Source organism: Shouchella xiaoxiensis, assembly GCF_016907895.1.
Taxonomy (GTDB): Bacteria; Bacillota; Bacilli; order Bacillales; family Bacillaceae_D; genus Shouchella; species Shouchella xiaoxiensis.
In genome coordinates this window covers 45,353-58,394 of sequence record NZ_JAFBCV010000010.1, presented here as the reverse complement: position 1 = coordinate 58,394, position 13,042 = coordinate 45,353, and the positions used below count along the sequence as shown (strand labels likewise).

13 protein-coding genes are annotated in these 13,042 nt (G+C 40.9%); 9 read left to right on the top strand and 4 right to left on the bottom strand.

The window, feature by feature from the left end; all coding sequences use genetic code 11:
- Positions 1-109: 109 nt before the first annotated feature.
- The 7 genes from JOC54_RS14965 to JOC54_RS14935 are packed head-to-tail and all read left to right on the top strand — an operon-like array spanning position 110 to position 6,455.
- Positions 110-643 carry an RNA polymerase sigma factor gene (locus tag JOC54_RS14965; RefSeq protein ID WP_204467039.1) on the top strand — a complete coding sequence of 178 codons (534 nt, stop codon included), beginning with the start codon at positions 110-112 and terminating at the stop codon, positions 641-643.
- Entirely contained in the window at positions 644-1,387 is a 744-nt protein-coding gene (locus tag JOC54_RS14960; protein WP_204467037.1) for a hypothetical protein, read from the top strand.
- A complete protein-coding gene (locus JOC54_RS14955; protein WP_204467035.1) occupies positions 1,388-2,260 on the top strand; it encodes an ATP-binding cassette domain-containing protein in 873 nt (290 codons plus the stop codon).
- A gap of 3 nt (positions 2,261-2,263) precedes the next feature.
- The gene (locus JOC54_RS14950; protein WP_204467032.1) at positions 2,264-3,532 is read left to right on the top strand and encodes a hypothetical protein; all 1,269 of its coding nucleotides are present in this window, start codon (positions 2,264-2,266) and stop codon (positions 3,530-3,532) included.
- Positions 3,533-3,548: 16 nt separating this feature from the next.
- Positions 3,549-4,700, top strand: coding sequence for a hypothetical protein (locus JOC54_RS14945; RefSeq protein WP_204467030.1), 1,152 nt, complete (start codon positions 3,549-3,551; stop codon positions 4,698-4,700).
- A gap of 48 nt (positions 4,701-4,748) precedes the next feature.
- The gene (locus JOC54_RS14940) at positions 4,749-5,783 is read left to right on the top strand and encodes a hypothetical protein (protein ID WP_204467027.1); all 1,035 of its coding nucleotides are present in this window, start codon (positions 4,749-4,751) and stop codon (positions 5,781-5,783) included.
- 33 nt (positions 5,784-5,816) lie between these two features.
- On the top strand, positions 5,817-6,455 hold the full coding sequence (locus tag JOC54_RS14935) for a DUF3885 domain-containing protein (protein WP_204467025.1): 639 nt from the start codon (positions 5,817-5,819) through the stop codon (positions 6,453-6,455).
- A gap of 55 nt (positions 6,456-6,510) precedes the next feature.
- On the opposite strand, the gene JOC54_RS14930 is transcribed toward JOC54_RS14935, so the two are convergent.
- The 3 genes from JOC54_RS14930 to JOC54_RS14920 are packed head-to-tail and all read right to left on the bottom strand — an operon-like array spanning position 6,511 to position 10,552.
- Positions 6,511-8,673 (bottom strand): DUF262 domain-containing protein, encoded by a 2,163-nt coding sequence (locus JOC54_RS14930; protein ID WP_204467022.1) that lies wholly within the window; start codon positions 8,671-8,673, stop codon positions 6,511-6,513.
- Positions 8,670-10,391 (bottom strand): DUF262 domain-containing protein, encoded by a 1,722-nt coding sequence (locus JOC54_RS14925; protein WP_204467019.1) that lies wholly within the window; start codon positions 10,389-10,391, stop codon positions 8,670-8,672. The genes JOC54_RS14930 and JOC54_RS14925 overlap by 4 nt, the downstream gene beginning before the upstream one ends.
- Before the next feature lie 8 nt (positions 10,392-10,399).
- On the bottom strand, positions 10,400-10,552 hold the full coding sequence (locus tag JOC54_RS14920; RefSeq protein WP_204467017.1) for a hypothetical protein: 153 nt from the start codon (positions 10,550-10,552) through the stop codon (positions 10,400-10,402).
- Between the two features lie 93 nt (positions 10,553-10,645).
- On the opposite strand from JOC54_RS14920, the gene JOC54_RS14915 reads away from it, so the two are divergent.
- Together JOC54_RS14915 and JOC54_RS14910 are read left to right on the top strand one after the other, a co-directional pair.
- Positions 10,646-11,638 carry a helix-turn-helix transcriptional regulator gene (locus JOC54_RS14915; protein WP_204467014.1) on the top strand — a complete coding sequence of 331 codons (993 nt, stop codon included), beginning with the start codon at positions 10,646-10,648 and terminating at the stop codon, positions 11,636-11,638.
- Positions 11,639-11,715: 77 nt separating this feature from the next.
- Entirely contained in the window at positions 11,716-11,976 is a 261-nt protein-coding gene (locus JOC54_RS14910; RefSeq protein ID WP_204467012.1) for a hypothetical protein, read from the top strand.
- 64 nt (positions 11,977-12,040) lie between these two features.
- On the opposite strand, the gene JOC54_RS14905 is transcribed toward JOC54_RS14910, so the two are convergent.
- The gene (locus JOC54_RS14905) at positions 12,041-13,018 is read right to left on the bottom strand and encodes a TraB/GumN family protein (protein WP_204467009.1); all 978 of its coding nucleotides are present in this window, start codon (positions 13,016-13,018) and stop codon (positions 12,041-12,043) included.
- Between the last annotated feature and the right edge of the window lie 24 nt (positions 13,019-13,042).

Here is a 13,042-nt window from a genome sequence, read left to right as displayed (position 1 = left end):
TGGAGTTCTTTTAAATTTAAATTTAAAAAGATGCAGAAATACACAAACTATTAAGCTTTCACTTTCGAATATATAAGCAGGGCTAGGAAAAGAGTGGTGAATGGCTGGAATGGAACAACGGTGGATTAAAAAAATACAGAAGAGCGGGAGTGATGAAGCTGCAAATGCCCTCGTGTCCCACTATTACGATGAGGTGTTCGCCTTTATTTATAAGCAGACGCTTGACCGGGAGCTGGCCCTCGATGTGACGCAGGAAATCTTTATTTCCATGCTCCGGTCGATTAAGAACTATGACAAGAAGAAAGCGCATTTTCGTACATGGCTTTACCGGATTGCTTCCAATCGACTCGTTGATTATTATCGCTCGAAATATTACCAAACAACAAACCGAATGGAGCCAATTGATGAGACTTGGCCAGATCAGATGAGTGTAGAAGTGGTGCTTGAGCGAAAAGAAGATTATGAGCAGGTCAATCGCTTAGTTAACCGCTTAGACCCTGCGGTGCAGTATGTTATTCGGATGAAGCTGTTTGGTGAATACACCTTCCAAGAGATCGCTGCGAGTGTAGGTGACGCTGAATCAACAATTAAAACTCGCTACTACAGCGGCATTAAACGAATTCGGAAAGAATGGAGGGATTAGATGATTCCTTATCCAGAAAACGAACAAAAAAAGGATGAGATTAATCGGATCGTAAGTCAGGGCTTAATAAAGAATACGTCTTTCCTGACTGCTATAAAAGAAATGTACAGGCATTTAGGTTTTAAGTATCTTTTAACGAGCTGGATGGAGAGCGCTATTCTACTCTTAACGTTCGCTTTTACGGCCTTCTTTACGATACTACTTAGTGGGTTTGATCGGTCTGAGACTGAGCAAGCGTTTTATGCCTATGTCTTTTTGCTGTCACCAATCTTTTTTCTTTCAATCTCGATGTTTCATTATGCGATTCGTAAAAGCAATGAAACGTATGACGTCGAGATGGTATGTAAGTACAATGTCTATCAGCTAATTGGTTATCGGATGTTTTTTTTCAGCGCAGTTGCCATTGTCTTAAACACATGTTTTATTGGCGTCGTGCTTACTCAGACAAGCCACATTAGTTTTTCCCGTGCTGTTATCCTGTCGATTACGAGTTTGTTCTTGTTTTCTGCTTTGTTTTTGTTTGCACTATTTAAACGTCGGACACTTACGTATGTTCTTGTCGTAGTTGGTGTTTGGGTTATTGGCAACGTTAGCTTTGGTTTATTTTTTCAGGACGTGTACTTGTATGTTCTTACACAGCTGCCGCTCGTTGTTCACATGACAGTGTTTCTGGTCATGTTCGTCATTTACTGCTATTACGTGAAACGATTGCTGCATTTTCAACAGAAAGAAGGGGTCTATTAAATGCTTATTGTAAAAGAAGTGAGCAAGCAGTATCAGACATTTACGGCATTGGAAAACATTACGCTCGAATTCTCAAATGGTTTGTATGCGTTGCTAGCACCGAATGGCGCGGGCAAGACGACGCTGATAAAAATGCTGACAACACTGATTCAACCATCGAAAGGAGACATTCTTTATGATGGGCAAAACATTCTTGATATGAATGAAGCCTATCGTGATCTCCTCGGTTATTTGCCGCAGCAGTTTGGCTACTATAAGCATTATTCAGCGCTTGAGTATTTATTGTATTTGGCAGCGTTAAAAGGGCTGCCGCGCAAGGAAGCGATTACGCTGAGCCACTCTTTACTAGACAAAGTAGGCTTAGCAGAAGTGAAAAAGAAGAAGCTGCGTAAATTTAGCGGAGGCATGATTCAGCGCGTTGGGATTGCCCAAGCGCTGTTGAATGATCCCAAAGTTGTTATCTTAGATGAGCCGACTGCCGGACTTGACCCCAAAGAAAGGGCACGGTTTCGCAAGCTGTTAACCGACCTCGCTCGAGACCGGATCGTCATTGTTTCAACTCATATTGTTTCCGATATTGAAGCAATCGCAAACGAAATTATCATGATCAAACATAAACAAATTTCGTATCAAGGCTCGATTGAACAAGTGTGTAAAACATTAGACGGTCTTGTATATGAGACGACGATTCCGTATGAAGAATTAGCAGCGTTTCAAGCGCGTCATTTTATCCTAGCTGAGAAGCAAGAGCAAGGACAAATGAACGTTCGTTTTATTCATAAAGGTGAGGTAGAGGAAGGTTGGAATAGCGTTACTCCTAACTTAGATGATGTGTTTCTTAATGAATACAAAGATGAAGAGACTGGAGTCTAGCGAATGAGAATTCTATTCTATGAATGTCTCAAATCAGTGCGTTCGCCAATTCTGCTTGCACTTGCTCTCTTGTTTATCGGATTTAATCTTTTCTTCATTCTATCAAATGATCATTTCAAAGGAGAGCTTTCGATTCCGAATGAACTCATCGCAACGTACGGGCCAGAATTCACGAAAGAGGATTTGGGTGGTCTTGAGCAAGAAGTTGATCAACTTCTTTTACGGGTAAACGACCGATTAACGACGTACGGTGTTCAAGCATTTACGACAATGGAAGAATATATCGAGCGAGTGGGACAATCTACTTTCTACCAACTGGAGCTTGACCAAGCAGATCTCGAGTTATTGATGGAACTGGAAGTAAAGGAAACTTATTTACAGCAAGCTCATTCGCTCGATGAGAAATTTGCAGAGTGGAGCTGGGTAGAAGCAGGAGAATACACCATTGAGACATACGGATTAACGGGACAGGCCGCAACAACACTGAGAAATGAATATGCTTTATTAGAAGATCGTTTTCAAACAGTCATACATAACGGTGAGCATACGCAATGGTTCCACGCAAATGAATTTTACGGGATGCATATCTTTTTGTTTCAAGACCTCTTTCGAATGCTCGTTGTTGAAGCACTAATCTTAATCGTTCTCTCGACAGCCTTAATTACGAGCTATGAATATGAGCAGCGCACGCAGCTGTTAAGCTTCTCAACCAAGCGCGGGCGTAGCCTAATGCGCGATAAGCTGACGGCGTCCATTCTATCATCTTTCATTTGGGCAAGCAGTCTGTTCCTACCAACTTTAATTGGTTATTTCCTCGTATTCAATTATTCCGGACTGTGGGAAGTTTCGATTAGCAGTGGGTTTAACTGGCTTATTAATCAACCGTTCATTGATTGGTGGGAAATGACGTTTCGTGACTATTTAATTGGGGTTATCGTTGTGCTAATGATCGGCTTTACACTCGTTTCAGCTGCTGTATGGCTCTTAACGTTGGTCATTAAACATACATATTATTCCTTTATTCTCTTTAGCTGCTGTTTTGTTCTCTTGCTCTTACTTCCAGCATTTCTGCCAACGTCAACAGATTTGCTGTTTGTTGCTCATTACACATTGCCAACCCTACTGATACACCCTCAAGTGATGTTCAGCGGCAACGGCGGAATGATTTTATTCAAATATTATGAATTAGTAACGCTTAGCACTTGGACAGTTATGCTTCTATTAGTCAGCATTTTGCTTTATAACCGCTTCAAAAAAGCAGATATTGTGTAAGAAAAGGGGATTATGAATGAGAATTGTATGGAATGAGTTAAAAAAGCTCCTTCACTGGAAAATGATGCTCGTACTCTTAGGTGTAAATGGTATTTTATTTTATTTCTTGATTGAGTTTGATATTACCCACTTCCCTAATGGCAGACCTGAATTAGATGAATACCGGATTGGCATTGAGATGATTGAGGCATACGGACCGAATATGGAAGCTACTGATTTTGATGACTTTCAATTAAGGTACGAGCAGCAAAAGGAAGAGGCGGATGTTTATATACAAGGAATTGATGAATTACAAGAGCTCGGTATAACGACATATGAAACATTTAGAAATCCAGGATATGAGCTGGCGGAAAACGAGAAATATGCAGAGATTAATAATGAAATATATTTTGAGCAAGGAGTAGACGTATTCTGGGAAATCCAAGCGAGAAGCGCGTTACTTGATAACGGCAGTCACTGGATTGACTATTTAAAACTGGAATTAGCAGAAGGGACGTCGGAGCAGAAACAGCTGATAGAGGGCCTAATCGTTGAAGAACAAGTTCCGTATTATCCTGCAGTTGTCATAAATAACTACAACACATTTATTAAATCCGTTGCTATGACCGTTTTCTTGAGTTTGTTAATCGTTCAGTCGCCCATTTTTATCAGGGAAAAAGCGGCACGAACGCTGCCGAACTTGTACACAACGAAAATGGGGAGACCGTTATTTAACAAGAAACTGCTTGCGGGATTTATTGCGTCGGGCATCGTCACGACTCTTCTGCTCGCTGTTTATTTCAGTATTTATTCTCTGAACGAGACGTCGGCATATTTCCCTGTATCAATGCGTTCATTTCAATATTCTGAATCAAGCTTATTATGGTATGATCTTACCTTTCTACAGTACATTATTTGGACAGTCCTCGGCATTTATCTTATTGGTCTTGGCGTAACTTGTTTTTCACAAGCAGCTTCGGCACTTATGCCAAATTATGTTTCAATCTTGGGGGTGCATATTCCGCTGGTTTTCGTTCTGAATATGGCAATTCCGTATCTTCTTATATACGTACTGACTATTCGATTTCCAACATGGGTCGGACCTAGCGTATACATTCTCCTACTAGTTATCAGTGCTGCTCTGCTGTTCTTTACATGGAAACGCGAACGAAAGCGTGGCATTATGTAAGAGAGAAGTTGTGGACATTTTGCTAAAGTAGACAGGAGGGATCGGGTTATGCTTGTAAAGCAAGCAATCAAGCTTGCAATTGACTGGATTGAGACGATCGCCAAGAAAGAAGAGGGGTTTATTGGTGCGTATTTAGCGGGCTCCATTATTCAAAAACGACTTGACGAGTCGTGGTCAAATCATTCTGATGTCGATATCATGATCGTCTCAAGAAACGTACCATCGGTTAAAATTGGCAAGTTCCTCTATAAAGGTGTATTGCTTGAGGCAAGTCACCTGCCACACACTGCCTTTACGAGCAAGGAATCGATTCTAGCAGACTATCATCTTAGCTATAGCTTTGCGCATACCTCTTTTCTCTTTGATTCAAGCCAGATACTCGAGCAGCTGCAACAGGATGTGGCAGAAGCCTACCCTCGGCAGGAATGGGTCCGAGAGCGCTGTGCTCGTATTAGAGAAAAGATTGACGGCGGACTTACTTCCATTCCCGCTGACCGCCCGTTCCAAGAACAAGTGATGAGCTGGCTGTTTCCGACAACTGTGCTGACCCATCTGTTCTTAACGGCGGCGCTAGAAAACCCGACTGTGCGCAGGCGCTTTGAAGCAACGAAAAAGGTGCTCGCCTCATACGGCATGAATTACGTTTACGAAAACTTGTTAAAAGAAATTCAAGTACACTCTCTCGAAAAGAGGGATGTTCAAACAAGCTTAACGAATCTCAAAAGTACGTTTGATTTAGCAGCTCAGTATCAGCAAACGCCGATTTTCTTTGCCTCAGATATCACGCAAGAAGGGCGACCAATCTCGATTGACGCAAGCCAGACATTGATTGATGCGGGCAACCAGCGGGAAGCGTTTTTCTGGATCGTAACAACCTACTGTCGCTGTCACATTATTTTAGCGAAAGATGCACCTCAGCTACATGAAGCACGATTACCTTATTTTATGGAAACGGTAAAACTGCTCGGGATTACGTCAAAAAAAGAGTTAGATCGCTTGGCGCAGGGGACGAGAGGTAGGCTTGATTGGTATGTGGAGAAGGCGGAAGAGCTGATTGAGAGGAACGCGAGAATTTTAAAATGAAAAACAAAAAAAGAAGTGAGGTTCTAAGACAGAATGAATGTCCAAACATTTCTTGAAACACACTTTCCGACAGTTAAATTAACATCAAGCCTCACCGAGCAATGGAATGAAGGGATTCATTTTAGCTTAGGTCAAGGCATGTACCAGTTTAAAGATAACGGAGAGCTTGATCCAGCGTATTTCAAAACGGTGAGTCAACAAGCCTATACGTTGTTTAATGAACTAGTTGACGAAGGCGATCACCTGTTTCTTGTCGCCCATCTATATAAAGCAAAAGACCAAGAAAAGCGTCTGAGGAAAACAAAAGTCTTTCATACATATGTTAAGAATCGTCAGGAATTAAAGCATGTGCGTGTTAAGACGGAGCCATACCCTTACGAAATTGACGATGGGAAGTCCTATGAAATGCAGCAATTTAGCCTCCGTTGCAAACGGGGAGACTTGCGAATGAAGCCGTTGCTGCAAGCGATTTGTCATGAGGATTTTCCATCGCTGAAGCCAAGGTTGGAGGGATACGTAACCGGCTATCCCGATGTGTGGTTTATTAATGAAACAAAAAAGCGAATTTTTCATCTGTACGATGATCGTGGCTGTGAAATCATTGCGCATGACGAGCAGGAGATTCGAACCCTTTACCACAAATATAGAGAATGGCTAGATCCCTATGAGTGAGAAAGTAAAGAAGCACGCGACCTGTAGAGGGGCGCGTGCTTTTTAACATAGTTTGTTAAAGCGAAGCGGCTAGTGATTTTTCATATGCAAGCACATCGGCAACCATATCTTCAAGTGTTGCCAGACCTTCTTCATCATAATAACCGTAATCATCGTGAAACCACTTAAAGGCATTCTCTTCAAAGTAAATTTGCCACTCTGACTTAGGAAAGTACACATATTTATACCCACTACGTCCGGCAGAACCGATATACGAACAGTCTATGTCTTTTTCTTTTAATGCCGCATAAAGGGCAAAGCTATAATACTCTTGGCACGTTCCTGAGGTGGCCGTGTGACGTAAGAGAAGAATGTTGTTTTCGTCCGCAAACCGAATGAATCGTTTTCTCCCACACGTTTCTTCTAGTATCCTCGGGTAATGAATAAAATAACGGCGCCAATCGGTTACGTTTCCTTGATGAATGATGGTATGGAGACTTGCTTCAACCGCTTGTTGGTTGATTTGTTCGATTAAGGTTTTCACGAACTGATTATTCTCTTCCCGCAAAAGCCGTTTAAAACTAATATCGCGATCAAACCCTTCTGTTAAGAAGCTGCGATTTCGTCCTTGGCGTAGTGTGTAATCTCCAATGGTTAGTAAGGCCCGTGTAAAGAGATTGCGCGGCACACGTAATGTAGCAGGGCCGAAGATAAGAATCGCTCGTTCATAATAGAAATCAAATCGTTCTTGGGCATGAGCGTGTTCTTCTAATGTACTGCGCTCGTTTAGTTCAATCGCATTTGAGAACTTTAATAGAAAACCGATCTCGCCAAGAAAATAGGGATAATCCTCAGCTTTTTCAATCCGTTCTGACCAGCCCGAGTGTTGAAGCTGGAGCGTAACTTTTCGCTGTTCTTGGATGAACTGTGGTCCGTAGAAACCAGATAGTGTCTCTTTGCTAAGGTATTGTTTAATGTGATCAATTGAATGAGAAAGTTGTGCAATTGTTTTGGCTGAATTCGAGAAGTCTGTCATCGTATTGTACAACGTATTCTCCGTTAAATTGCGGCTTAAGCGCATCCACTGTGTCAGTGAGTCATTAGAAAGGCTAGGCTGATGGCTATAAAGGGAGAATGCAAGTAATTGTAACCGCTCTGTATACGTCACTTCTTTTGCTGCGATCTTCAATAGAACTTTTTCAATGTCGAGAACGGTCTCTGGTAATTGTTTGTGCTTTCCAAGTGAGAATGCATCAAATGTTGTTTCAACATAGTGCAACCAGGTAGGATCTTGTCGACTTAAAGCTATCAGTTCATCAAGCGTTGGTGTCTCTTCATCGTTGATGAGTGAAGCAAGTTCAGATGCGTGTAAAGGATGTTGAGCAACGTGATTAACAAACATAGCGAGCAACAACTGTAAATAGCTATCATGATAGTGGTTACGACTTAAGCTCCAAACAAAATCGGTCCACTCATTATCCATCTTCATCAGAAATCGAGCGACAAATTCGGCTGTAAGAGATTCAGTTTTCACACAACGCTCCATGTAGGTTTGGAGCTTTGCTTTGACGTTCTCAAATGGAGTTAGCGGTTTTCCGCGAGCGTTCATCTTGATATATAAGGTATCCTCTAAGTGAAAATGATCTAAGTTAATGAATTTAAATCGAATTGGGCAATCGCTGCTTAAACGTTCATAAATCGGTACTGTGTATGTATCATGAATGGCGTCAAGCATGACGAGCATTGATTGAACGGTAGGGTCTTGCTTCCACGCTAAGAAAAACGTTGGTTCATTTTGAATGACTTCGCTAATGGACGCTTGATTAAAATCTAGTTTATTTAATTGAACAAGCATATGGCAAAACAACTTACTGCTCATCCGTGTTTCGTAGCTAAATCGCTTTAAAAACACGCTTGCTTCCGCATGTTTTCCTTCGCGGGTTGAGCTATACCAGTGAAGTAAGAACAGCGTTGTTAACCGTTGTTGTCCGTCTAGTGGGACGAAAACACCTTGGTTGCTAATTGTTCCATAAATGAAATCGAGCTCCAGCTCTATATTATCTGTAAGGGCGGCAAACAAGCGCTGCACGAATGCCGTTCGGATCGTTTGAATCGTTCTTTTGCCTTTTTTCTCCGTTCTCCCTTGAGCATAATCACGCTGAATGATAGGAATTTCAATTCGGGAAACCTCTTCACTTGTAAGCAATCCAAGAAAGGAGTAGGTTGTTGCTCTATTCATGTGAGTACACCTTCTTTTACATTTGGAATGACTGTACTTAATTCGTCTAATAGCGCATCAATATACTGCGTCTGATCTTCAGGCCCCCAATGATTCATTTGGTTAACGTCTCTGCTGTAATACTTTAGAAAAACGTTACGAGTTCCGATTGGGATGTATGTACCCGTTCGATCCCGGTTTATCAATGTCTGGCGTTTGATTGGAAAAAGTGCGTTCTGATAGGATCGGTTTGTACTGGAATCGAGTAATGTTAGATTGCCAATCGAGTTGGTTTGATTGTCCCCAAAATACCGCGTTATTTCACTATAAAGAACTTCAAAGTCTTGTTCGGTTTCTACTTGTTGATTAAAATCATCAATTCGTTTAATGAGGTCCCCTTGATTTGATAAATAGGGAATGGCGTCATTCAAAAGAGCGATCTGATGACTCCTGTCTGTTGGCAATTTAGCGTTTACAGAATGAATATGCTCGATGTCCCATTTTTCATTCTTGAATCGTTCAAAATCAAAGCGTGTGTTTGAATAAGCGTCATTTTGCAACGTTAAGATATTAAACAACAACAATGTACGACGCACACTCTGTTTATCGCTATAAGTCAGCGCGGAAATGTCGAATTCATCATACGATTTGGCAATTCTCTGTTTTAAACTTTGAACAAAGGCATCTTTCTTCTTATTTAGAGAAAGCTTTAGCAGAGAATGTATGCTTGTTTTTGTAGCCCGGAGATAACCGATATAGTGATAGAGTTCACGATTTTCGTACCATTCGGTCATTTTCATAAACAGTTGCTGAATATCTTGCCAAGCGGAAGTCAATAGCTGACCTCGATTTTTTCCTAAACGGGATTCATTTTCTAGATACTCGCTAAAAACATGAAACGTATAATAAGGCACGTCATCTTCGACGTTATGCTCATATTGATTTGTAACTAATTCAAATAGCCATTCAATGCGATTCTGATAATCCGCTTCTGTGTCGTTATGGAGAAAATACCAAAAGGAATCATCTTGCAGACGGTATTCAATCCGATCCCACTCGCCAGCTATTTCAAGTTGCTTTAAGCGAATCCATTCTTGGTCATTCTCGGCCGTACTAAGATGATTGCGGCTTAGAAATAGTGCTTTGATTAGCTCTGCATTTGTAAGGGGAATTTTACCAATATTGATGCGCGCAAATAAGTCAATTGCATCATCTGTTGGCTCGACTTCATACCAAAGTACTTTTACTTGTTCTCTTAGTCTCTGTGCAATGTGCATGATCGCTTCTGGAGGTTTGTTCATAAACCAAGCGGTAATTGTTTTGTATGCTTGGTGCATATGATAAAAATCAATGTTAGTATCTTTTAAAGAGTCTCCTTTAGAGACTTGTGCGAGAAAGTCAGCGCTCTTTTCTCTTGTTTCATAAATCATGCTGTACATGTTTGGAACAAAGAATGGAAGTGCTTTTTTAATCGTTTGTAAGAGAATGGCAATCGTTGTTAGTCGCTGCTGTCCATCAATTACCTCCCAATGTTCTTGGCGCTGCTTTACAATGATAGGTTGGAGCCAATAGGCATCGTCTTTTTTCGGATTAAGTTGATGAAATTCCCATAAGTCATCAAGTAATTCGGTTACTTGAACTTTTGTCCAGCGATATCCACGCTGGTATGAAGGAATAAAAAAGCTGTACGCTGATTCCATTAAATCAACAATTCGTTTTTCACTTAAAATGGTATTCATGGTTCACCTCATTGTTTTTTTACTTTAAAACCGCATTGTTTCCTACACTTCCATACTTCAAAATCATGGATGGTGTATCCACCGTGCTCATCTTCGATAATAATATCGTCATAGTCCTCAACTAAAATGGCGCCACATTCTGGGCAATACTTGTTATTCATTGTAACTTCCTCCTACTTACTCTTTCGTCTTAATTGACAATTGCGTAAACCCTTTTTTTCCATTTAAATGTTAAGGAGGGAGGGGTGGTTCTAATGGCAAGTAAAGTAGAGAAGATTTTGCGCATCTATCATGACTTATTAAAAGATGGCGTTGTAAGCAAATCGGATTGTAAAGAAAGCTATCAGCTGACGGATAAGACTTTTGAACGTTACATGAAAGAGTTGAGAGGGTTCCTATACGAAACAGAACCAGATGAAAAAGCAATTGTTTATGAACGTGCAAGTAATCAGTACCGATTACTAGGAATTGAAAAACTAAGAAAAGAAGAAGTGCTGGCCATAACAAAGGTTTTACTTGAGAGTAGAGCCTTTAATAAGGACGAGCTAAGTCAACTAATCGATCGGTTGTTTCATTTCGGATACAAAGCGGATGAATATCAGTTAAAGAAAATGATTGCAAATGAGAAAGAACATTATCGCCCTGTATCTCATGGAAGCCACGTGCTTGAGAAGCTTTGGCAGTTAAATCAGGCCGCTAAGAAGGTCGGAGAAGTCCGCTTCACATATACGCGAGCAGATGGAAAACAAAGCAAGAAAGCTGTGCAGCCAGTAGGTATTTTATTTTCTGAATTTTATTTTTATCTCGCGGCTGATTTAGAAGACAGGGATTATGATCATCCAACAATTTTTCGAATTGACCGCATTAGTGACCTTCAGTTTATGAATAAACCGTTAGAAAAGTATAAGAAAAAAAAGGATGCAGAGCGTTTTCAAGAAGGTCTATATCGCGAAAAGATTTCCTTCATGCAGACAGGTGATCTAATGAAAATTGAACTTAGATGCCAACCTTTCTTGCGAGAAGTGGTGCAGGATAGGCTCCCGAATGCACGTATTGTAGTAAATGGAGATTCTTTAAAAGTTACGGCTGAAGTGTTTGGAAGGGGCGTAGAGATGTGGCTACTCTCGCAGGGCGGTTCAGTAGAAGTGATAAAACCACCCGAATTAAGAGATAAAATGATAGCACGAATTGATGAGATGAAAAAAATCTATCAAACTGAAAAAGAGATCGATCACGGACAAGTTTAGTCCGACCCAATTTCTATACTAAAAAGAGGTTGTGAGGACAATACTCACGCCAACTAAAACGTATAGGGGTTGTAAAGATGACAAACAATGAAAAAGCGTATCGTCTACTCGAGGAGATTCGCGCAAGTTTAATTGTATTAATTGAGGAGAAACCGTTCCTGTCGTACCGTGAGATTGTTGAACGTGTGTTAAAGTTAGAAGGGGAGAGCCAGTTCGATGAAGCTATGAAAAATGAGTTATGGCACACGGTCTATTTGCACCAAGATGTTTGTCAATTTGAACCAATGAGCAAGCAAAACATCGCTTTCTTGAAAAAAGTAAAAGACGGATTTCGATAGGAACTAAAAAAGGCTAAAAAGGGCTTGTGCGATTTGCACAAACCCTTTTCTTATTTTCAGCTCACTAATAAACTTTCTCAACTTCATAGCCTTTCTTCTCCAGCTCACTTGGAATTGCCGGTTCAACAACAAGATGAGCGGTGCCAACAATAACCATATACGTTTGACCACTGTTCTGTTGCAGGAGCTCATCAATAGAATTAGCCATCTCAATATTACGTTCATCATTAATGGCGTCAGAATACTCGTCGTCGGCGGCATTGAGGCCTTCTGAAAGCATCGTTACTAATTGTTCTTCGCTACTGTCTTGGTTGCCGTGAATCCAGTGATAGCTTAACTCATCCAACCATTCAGGTTGCTCATCAAACTCCTCAACGTACTGCTCGAGATTGTCGATTTGCAGATCGAGGCTAAACCCTGTTAACATCTCATACTGAGCTTCGATTGATTCTAATTCAATAATCTCTTTATTGTCCTCAACCGCGCGCTGAAGGAAATGAAGGTCTACACCGTAAATAGCGCTTTGATTGCTTTCTTCGTTAATAATCTCAGAGAGAAGGCTCTCGACAAACCAAGGTTTATACTCATTGAAGTCTTCAATCGCCATGCCATTTTCTTCGAAGATTGCTGCTAGGTCAGTATAGGTTTCCTCCGATAGTAGTTGATCAAGCGTCGAACCGTCGTCAAGTAGAGCCATTTCTGTTAATTCTTCTTCATCAATTTCTGCTTCTAACATATTAACTTCCGGGAGAATAACGTCGGCAGATTGGTAGGCTTCTTCAATTTCCGCAGCGAGAGGATAATAATCCTCATGACCTAAATGAATGCTTCCTAAGATGAAGAAGGTCGTTTCTTCGTTTGTCACTTTCCAAAGATAACCGCCATCGCCATCATAATCTCTTGCTGCTTCATCAGCGTTTTCGGTTTCGTCGTTACCGTTATTGTCGTTTCCTTCATCTATTGGTTCTTGTTCGGTATTGGAACAACCTATTAAGAGAGCCGTTAGAGCGATTGAACTAAAAAGTAATCGTGGATTAAACATCAGGCTATCATCCTTTCGCATTTT

What these genes read in the sequence shown, in the direction of transcription:
- JOC54_RS14930 (WP_204467022.1), bottom strand. Translation starts at nt 8,673, where the DNA reads ATGAATAGAGCAACAACCTACTCCTTTCTTGGATTGCTTACAAGTGAA.
- JOC54_RS14905 (WP_204467009.1), bottom strand. Translation starts at nt 13,018, where the DNA reads ATGTTTAATCCACGATTACTTTTTAGTTCAATCGCTCTAACGGCTCTC.
- JOC54_RS14935 (WP_204467025.1), top strand. Translation starts at nt 5,817, where the DNA reads ATGAATGTCCAAACATTTCTTGAAACACACTTTCCGACAGTTAAATTA.
- JOC54_RS14940 (WP_204467027.1), top strand. Translation starts at nt 4,749, where the DNA reads ATGCTTGTAAAGCAAGCAATCAAGCTTGCAATTGACTGGATTGAGACG.
- JOC54_RS14945 (WP_204467030.1), top strand. Translation starts at nt 3,549, where the DNA reads ATGAGAATTGTATGGAATGAGTTAAAAAAGCTCCTTCACTGGAAAATG.
- JOC54_RS14960 (WP_204467037.1), top strand. Translation starts at nt 644, where the DNA reads ATGATTCCTTATCCAGAAAACGAACAAAAAAAGGATGAGATTAATCGG.
- JOC54_RS14925 (WP_204467019.1), bottom strand. Translation starts at nt 10,391, where the DNA reads ATGAATACCATTTTAAGTGAAAAACGAATTGTTGATTTAATGGAATCA.
- JOC54_RS14910 (WP_204467012.1), top strand. Translation starts at nt 11,716, where the DNA reads ATGACAAACAATGAAAAAGCGTATCGTCTACTCGAGGAGATTCGCGCA.
- JOC54_RS14920 (WP_204467017.1), bottom strand. Translation starts at nt 10,552, where the DNA reads ATGAATAACAAGTATTGCCCAGAATGTGGCGCCATTTTAGTTGAGGAC.
- JOC54_RS14915 (WP_204467014.1), top strand. Translation starts at nt 10,646, where the DNA reads ATGGCAAGTAAAGTAGAGAAGATTTTGCGCATCTATCATGACTTATTA.
- JOC54_RS14965 (WP_204467039.1), top strand. Translation starts at nt 110, where the DNA reads ATGGAACAACGGTGGATTAAAAAAATACAGAAGAGCGGGAGTGATGAA.
- JOC54_RS14950 (WP_204467032.1), top strand. Translation starts at nt 2,264, where the DNA reads ATGAGAATTCTATTCTATGAATGTCTCAAATCAGTGCGTTCGCCAATT.
- JOC54_RS14955 (WP_204467035.1), top strand. Translation starts at nt 1,388, where the DNA reads ATGCTTATTGTAAAAGAAGTGAGCAAGCAGTATCAGACATTTACGGCA.